The sequence below is a fragment of the uncultured Planktosalinus sp. genome (assembly GCF_963973675.1).
In the GTDB taxonomy this organism is placed as follows: domain Bacteria; phylum Bacteroidota; class Bacteroidia; order Flavobacteriales; family Flavobacteriaceae; genus Planktosalinus.
This window is the reverse complement of record NZ_CAXBAN010000178.1, coordinates 1-5403: the sequence shown is the minus strand read 5'-3', so window position 1 is coordinate 5403 and position 5403 is coordinate 1. Positions and strand designations below refer to the sequence as shown.

Below are 5403 nucleotides of genomic sequence, written 5' to 3'. Positions count from 1 at the left end.
AAGTACTCTTCACAAAAGATCAAACCGAATTGTACCTCTACCTTGAAAAAGTACCCAACAATCTTTTTGATGGTATATTAGGTTTTACAACCAATGAGGAAACCAACAAGTTTGAATTAAACGGGTATTTAAATTTAGTGCTGAGTAATAACTTAAATTTTGGTGAACGACTCGATCTTCAATACAAAAATGATGGTGGAAACCAGGAACAATTTGAAGTAAATCTGGAACTGCCTTATTTGTTTCAATCACCAATAGGTGTAGAAGCAGGCTTGGAACTCTTTAAAAGAGACAGTACATATTCAACTGTTGAAAAAAACATCCTCACAAACTACAGGTTCAACCCTAAAACCAAGGTGTTTATTGGATACAAAGAGTATGAGTCCAACAGTCTTCTAGAGGAAGCGCTTGCAGGAAGCCCCATCGCTGATTTTAAATCTCAGTATTTTTTATTTGGAGGGAATTACTTAAAACCACAATCTAATTTAATGTTTCCAAATAAAACAACTTTAAGTATCACTAATGAAATAGGAACAAGAACTGAAAAAAAAACAAACACAAATCAATTCAGAATAAACTTTAAAGCAAGTCACATTTTTAACTTTAATGATATCAATAGTTTTTTTGTCAATAACTCGACCTCTTATTTGGCTTCAGAGAATTATCTTACAAATGAGTTGTTTCGATTTGGGGGAATTAATAGCATAAGAGGATTTAATGAAAATAGTATTGATGCAACAATGCATTCTGTTCTAAATACAGAGTACAGATATTTGCTGAATTACCAAACATATCTTCACTCAATAGTTGATTTTGCCTATTTTGAAAACCCAATTTTGGATTTAAAAAGTCAATTATACAGTTTTGGTATAGGAATAGGGCTCAATACAAAAGCTGGTATTTTCAGGTTTAATATTGCCAATGGCACCTCTAAAGGTCAGAATTTCAGGTTTTCAAACACAAAAATCCACCTAAGCTTAAATTCTAAATTTTAAATACCGTTAACAATTAATTAACGTAATAGTAAAAAAAACTAAATTTTAGCTTACAAAAGTTGTTTTATTAAGTTTTAATTATGAATTTTGGCGTTGGCTAATTTAAATAAATCATAAAAATGACAACAAAGTTTAGTGGAATTCTAACGCTATTACTGGCGTTCATTGTGCAAATAAGTTTTGCGCAACAAAAAACAATCTCCGGAACCGTAACCGATGACATCGACTTACCGTTACCAGGAGTGAACATTATTGTAAAAGGTACTAACACAGGAACACAATCAGACTTTGATGGAAATTATTCCATTAATGCTGAAGTTGGTCAAACGTTAGTATTCAGTTACCTTGGTTTTACAACTCAAGAAGTAGCTATAACTCCTGCTACAAATACTGTAAATCTAAAACTTCAGCCTGATGCTGCAGAATTAGATGCTGTAGTCGTAACAGGATACACCAGAAGGAACCAAACGGTTCAAACTTCGGCTGTTGTAGCGATTTCTGCAGAAGAAATCAACCAGTTAACTCCAACTACAAGTATTGACAACCTTTTACAAGGTAAAGCTGCCGGTGTACAAGTTACCGCAGCAAACGGAAAGCCCGGTCAAGGTGCTTTCGTAAGAATTAGAGGTATGGGATCACTTGTTGCAGGTGCCTCATCTCCTTTATACATTGTAGATGGTGCTCCAATTAGAGAGCAGGATTTGGCTTCTATCGCAAATGAAGACATTGAAAACATCACCATCTTAAAAGATGCCGCTGTAACAGCACAATATGGTTCTCGTGGAGCCAATGGTGTTGTAGTAATTACAACTAAAAGCGGTAAAAGAAATACTGAAGGAACTGTTAGGTTCAGTTCACGGTATGGTGTAATCAGCAAAACTAAAGACAACTTTAGAATGATGAACGCTGAGCAAAAAATGCAGTATGAAGCTGAATTATTTGCCCTCGGTGTTGTTGCTGCAGGATCAAGACCTGGTGTAACTACTGAACCTGGATCACCTGAAAGACAGTTTCTCTTAGACAATGCAAATGATTGGCAAGACGTTCTTCTTAAGGATGGTATTGTACAATCAAACAATGTTTCTTTCTCTGGTGGTGCTGAAAATATGGATTACTTTTTCTCAGTAGGACACGATAGAAACACCGGTATCATTGATAACATTGATGGTTTTGAAAGACTTAACACGAGATTGAACTTGAATTTTGATGCCAAAGAGTGGTTATCAGTAAGCGCCAACGTTGGTTATTCAAGATCTACAAGTGATGAACCTCGTGATAGAAACAACGTTCAAAACCCGTTTAGAGCAATGTACATTTACAATGCTTATGAACCGGAATTTCAATTGGATGAAAACGGAAATCCAGAATTGGATGAAAATGGTGACCCTATATACAATCCAACTCATCAAGGGTTCTCAATCAGAGGAGCCTTACTTTCTGAACCTGAAAACACAATTACAAACGTAATGTTGGCAAGTGTGAATACAACAGTTAAATTTACTGACAATTTCACATACACCTTTGGTACAGCAATCAACCACGTAAATTATAGAAGAGAAAGCTACTCTAAACCTGGTGGTATCCTTCAAAACCTGATTGGAGACCCTAATTTCCCCGGGTTGAAAACAGACAATGGAACGCAGAGACTAGATATGACGTTGAGCAACAGGTTAAACTATAGCTTAAATTCAGAGTCAGGTCACAACTTGAATGTACTGGGTCTATTTGAATACAATTTCAACGAAAACAACTTCTACAGAGTAACCAGTAGAGGGTTCCCGTCAGCACTTTTGACAACTCAAGTAAATGCTGCTGAGGTTACTATTGGAACTACCAACAGAAATAGATTGACTTTAGTATCTTATGGATTATTTGCTGACTACAACTACAAGGAAAGGTATTTAGCAACTGCATCTGTCAGAACTGATGGTTCTTCAAACTTTGGTAAAGGAAATGAGTTTGGTACGTTTTACAGTGCGAGTCTTGGTTGGAACATTGCAAAAGAAGATTTCTTTGCTGTGGACGCAGTCAATGATTTGAAATTGAGAGCTTCTTATGGTACAGTTGGTAACAGAAACGGTATTAACAGATATGCTCCGCAGGATTTAGTTGCTTTTGGGGCTTATCCCGGAGGTTCTGCAACAATTCCATCAAACGTTGGTAACCCTGAATTACAATGGGAAACAACCGAAACTACTAACATTGGATTGGAGTTGAATATGTTTAACAACCGATTAAGAACTGTTTTTGATTACTTCAAGAGAAACACAACTGACCTTCTATTTACCATCCCTACTGCTGATGAAGCAGGTGTTGGTGGAATTGGTGGAAACTTAGGTGAAATTGAAAACTCAGGTTTTGAAATATCACTTCAAGGTGACATTATCAGAAAAAATTCTTTCACTTGGACAGTGGGTGGTAATGCTGGTATTATGGAAAATAAAATCATTGAACTACCTGATGGAGAAGACATTATTCCAAACGCATTTAACATCCTATACCGTGAAGGTGAAGCCTTAAATCAGCACTATTTACTACAATATGCAGGAGTTGATCCAAACACGGGTGCTCCATTGTATTTTGGTGAAGATGGAGGTACCTATCGTTTTGAAGACCTTCCGGAAAGCGAATCAGACAACAGAGTGCTTACCGGTAAATCTTCTATTCCTGAAGTTGAAGGTGGATTCTTTACCAACTTATCTTATAAAGGAATTGGTTTAAGAGCTGACTTTATCTTCAAAGCAGGAAACTATATCAATAACTTTAACAGAGCTGCTATTGAAACTGATGGTGTATCTCCAAACGGAAACCACCACGTTGGAGCATTTAATTACTGGCAACAGCCAGGTGACACGAATGTTTTACCTAGCCCAATATACAGAACAGAAGTTCAGGCATCTGACAGATTCCTTGAAAAAGGTGACTTTATAAGAATGAGAAATATTGTGCTTTCTTATAATTTCCCATCTGCATTATTGGAGAGAAGCCCTCTTAATTCACTAAGAGTGTATGTACAAGGTCAAAACTTGTTGACGTTTACAGAGTTTTTCGGTGATCCTGAAGTAGGTATTTCTTCTGGTGAAACAATTGACTTTGTAAACACTGTTGCTCCTGGAGAAGCTACTTTATTTAGTTATCCACAAACAAAGTCTTTCCAAGTAGGTATAGATGTTAGTTTCTAATCAAAAAAAAATAGAAAAATGAAAAAAATAGTTTATAAAGTATTATTTACGATTTTAATCGTGGGAGGTTTTGCTTCTTGTGAAAAAGATCTAGACCAAATTCCATATGATAGCTTTGCATCAGAAAACGCATTCGTGACTGCTTCAGATTTTGAAAATGGAATTAGAGGTGCCTATAGCGCCCTTACAAGAGCCGGATACTTCGGAAGTAGTGATGCAGGATCAATGTTGAGTATTCCCGATGTTATATCAGACAATGTAACCTTAGCTCAAAGAGGAAGAAGAACAAAAAGGTATTTACACGAGTTCGAATACCTTCCTACTGCAACTGTAAGAGGATTTTATGCTGATGCATATACTGTAATTTACAGAGCAAATAATTTGTTATTCTATCTTCAAGATTTTGAAGGTGAAAATAGAGCAAATATTGAAGCAGAAGCAAGAGCCTTGAGAGCAATGGCACATTTTGACCTGGTAAGAGTATTTGGTAAAATACCAACTCAATCAGGTGATGCTAATGGAAGCTTGGGTGTTGCATATGTTACTGAACCAGAACCACTTGTTGAACCAGCACGTGCATCGGTTAGCGACGTATATCAAAACATTGTAGATGATTTAACATTTGCCGCTGCAAACATCAATGCTTCAAACGACCCTGGAAGATTGAACAAAGATGCTGTTAACACACTTCTTTCCAGAGCATATCTATATATGGGTCAATGGCAAAATGCAATTAACGCAGCAAACAATGTTTCAACAGCTGTTGCTCCTAGAGAAAGTGTTGTTGGACTTTGGGATGACACCACTCAAGATGGATTATTATTTTATATTCCAAATGAAGCTACTGTTCTTAACCTGAACATTGGGGTAACCTGGAGTCAAGGAAACGTAACTACTTTAATTCCTGAGTATGTAGCATCTTATGAACTTTTCCAATTGTATTCTGATGAGGATATTAGAAAAGAAGCCCATATTTTACCTGCTTCAAACAATGCATCAAATATGGAATTCAACGCTATTAGAAAACTTTTTGGAAGACCGGGCCAGTTTAACGGGCAGGTTGACATTAAAATTTTAAGAGCAGAAGAAGCCATTTTAAATAAAGCAGAAGCTCAATATGAGTTAGGTCAAACAGGACAGGCTCTTACTACATTAAACCAATTGAGAGACAACCGCTACACCAGTTATACAGGTGGTGAAACCGGTACTGCTTTAAGAGATGCTAT

Annotated in this window: 2 protein-coding genes and 1 pseudogene; all 3 read left to right on the top strand. The window is 36.5% G+C overall.

Translation table 11 applies throughout. The features are described from left to right. Window positions 1-995, top strand: a pseudogene (locus AACY61_RS08160) (hypothetical protein); the annotation flags it as partial. Window positions 996-1114: 119 nt separating this feature from the next. Beyond that, window positions 1115-4177: a SusC/RagA family TonB-linked outer membrane protein gene (locus AACY61_RS08155; protein WP_339611077.1), complete on the top strand. Its 3063-nt coding sequence runs from the start codon at window positions 1115-1117 to the stop codon at window positions 4175-4177. Window positions 4178-4195: 18 nt separating this feature from the next. After that, window positions 4196-5403 (top strand): RagB/SusD family nutrient uptake outer membrane protein (locus AACY61_RS08150; RefSeq protein WP_339611076.1); only part of this gene is annotated, 1208 nt, incomplete at its 3' end.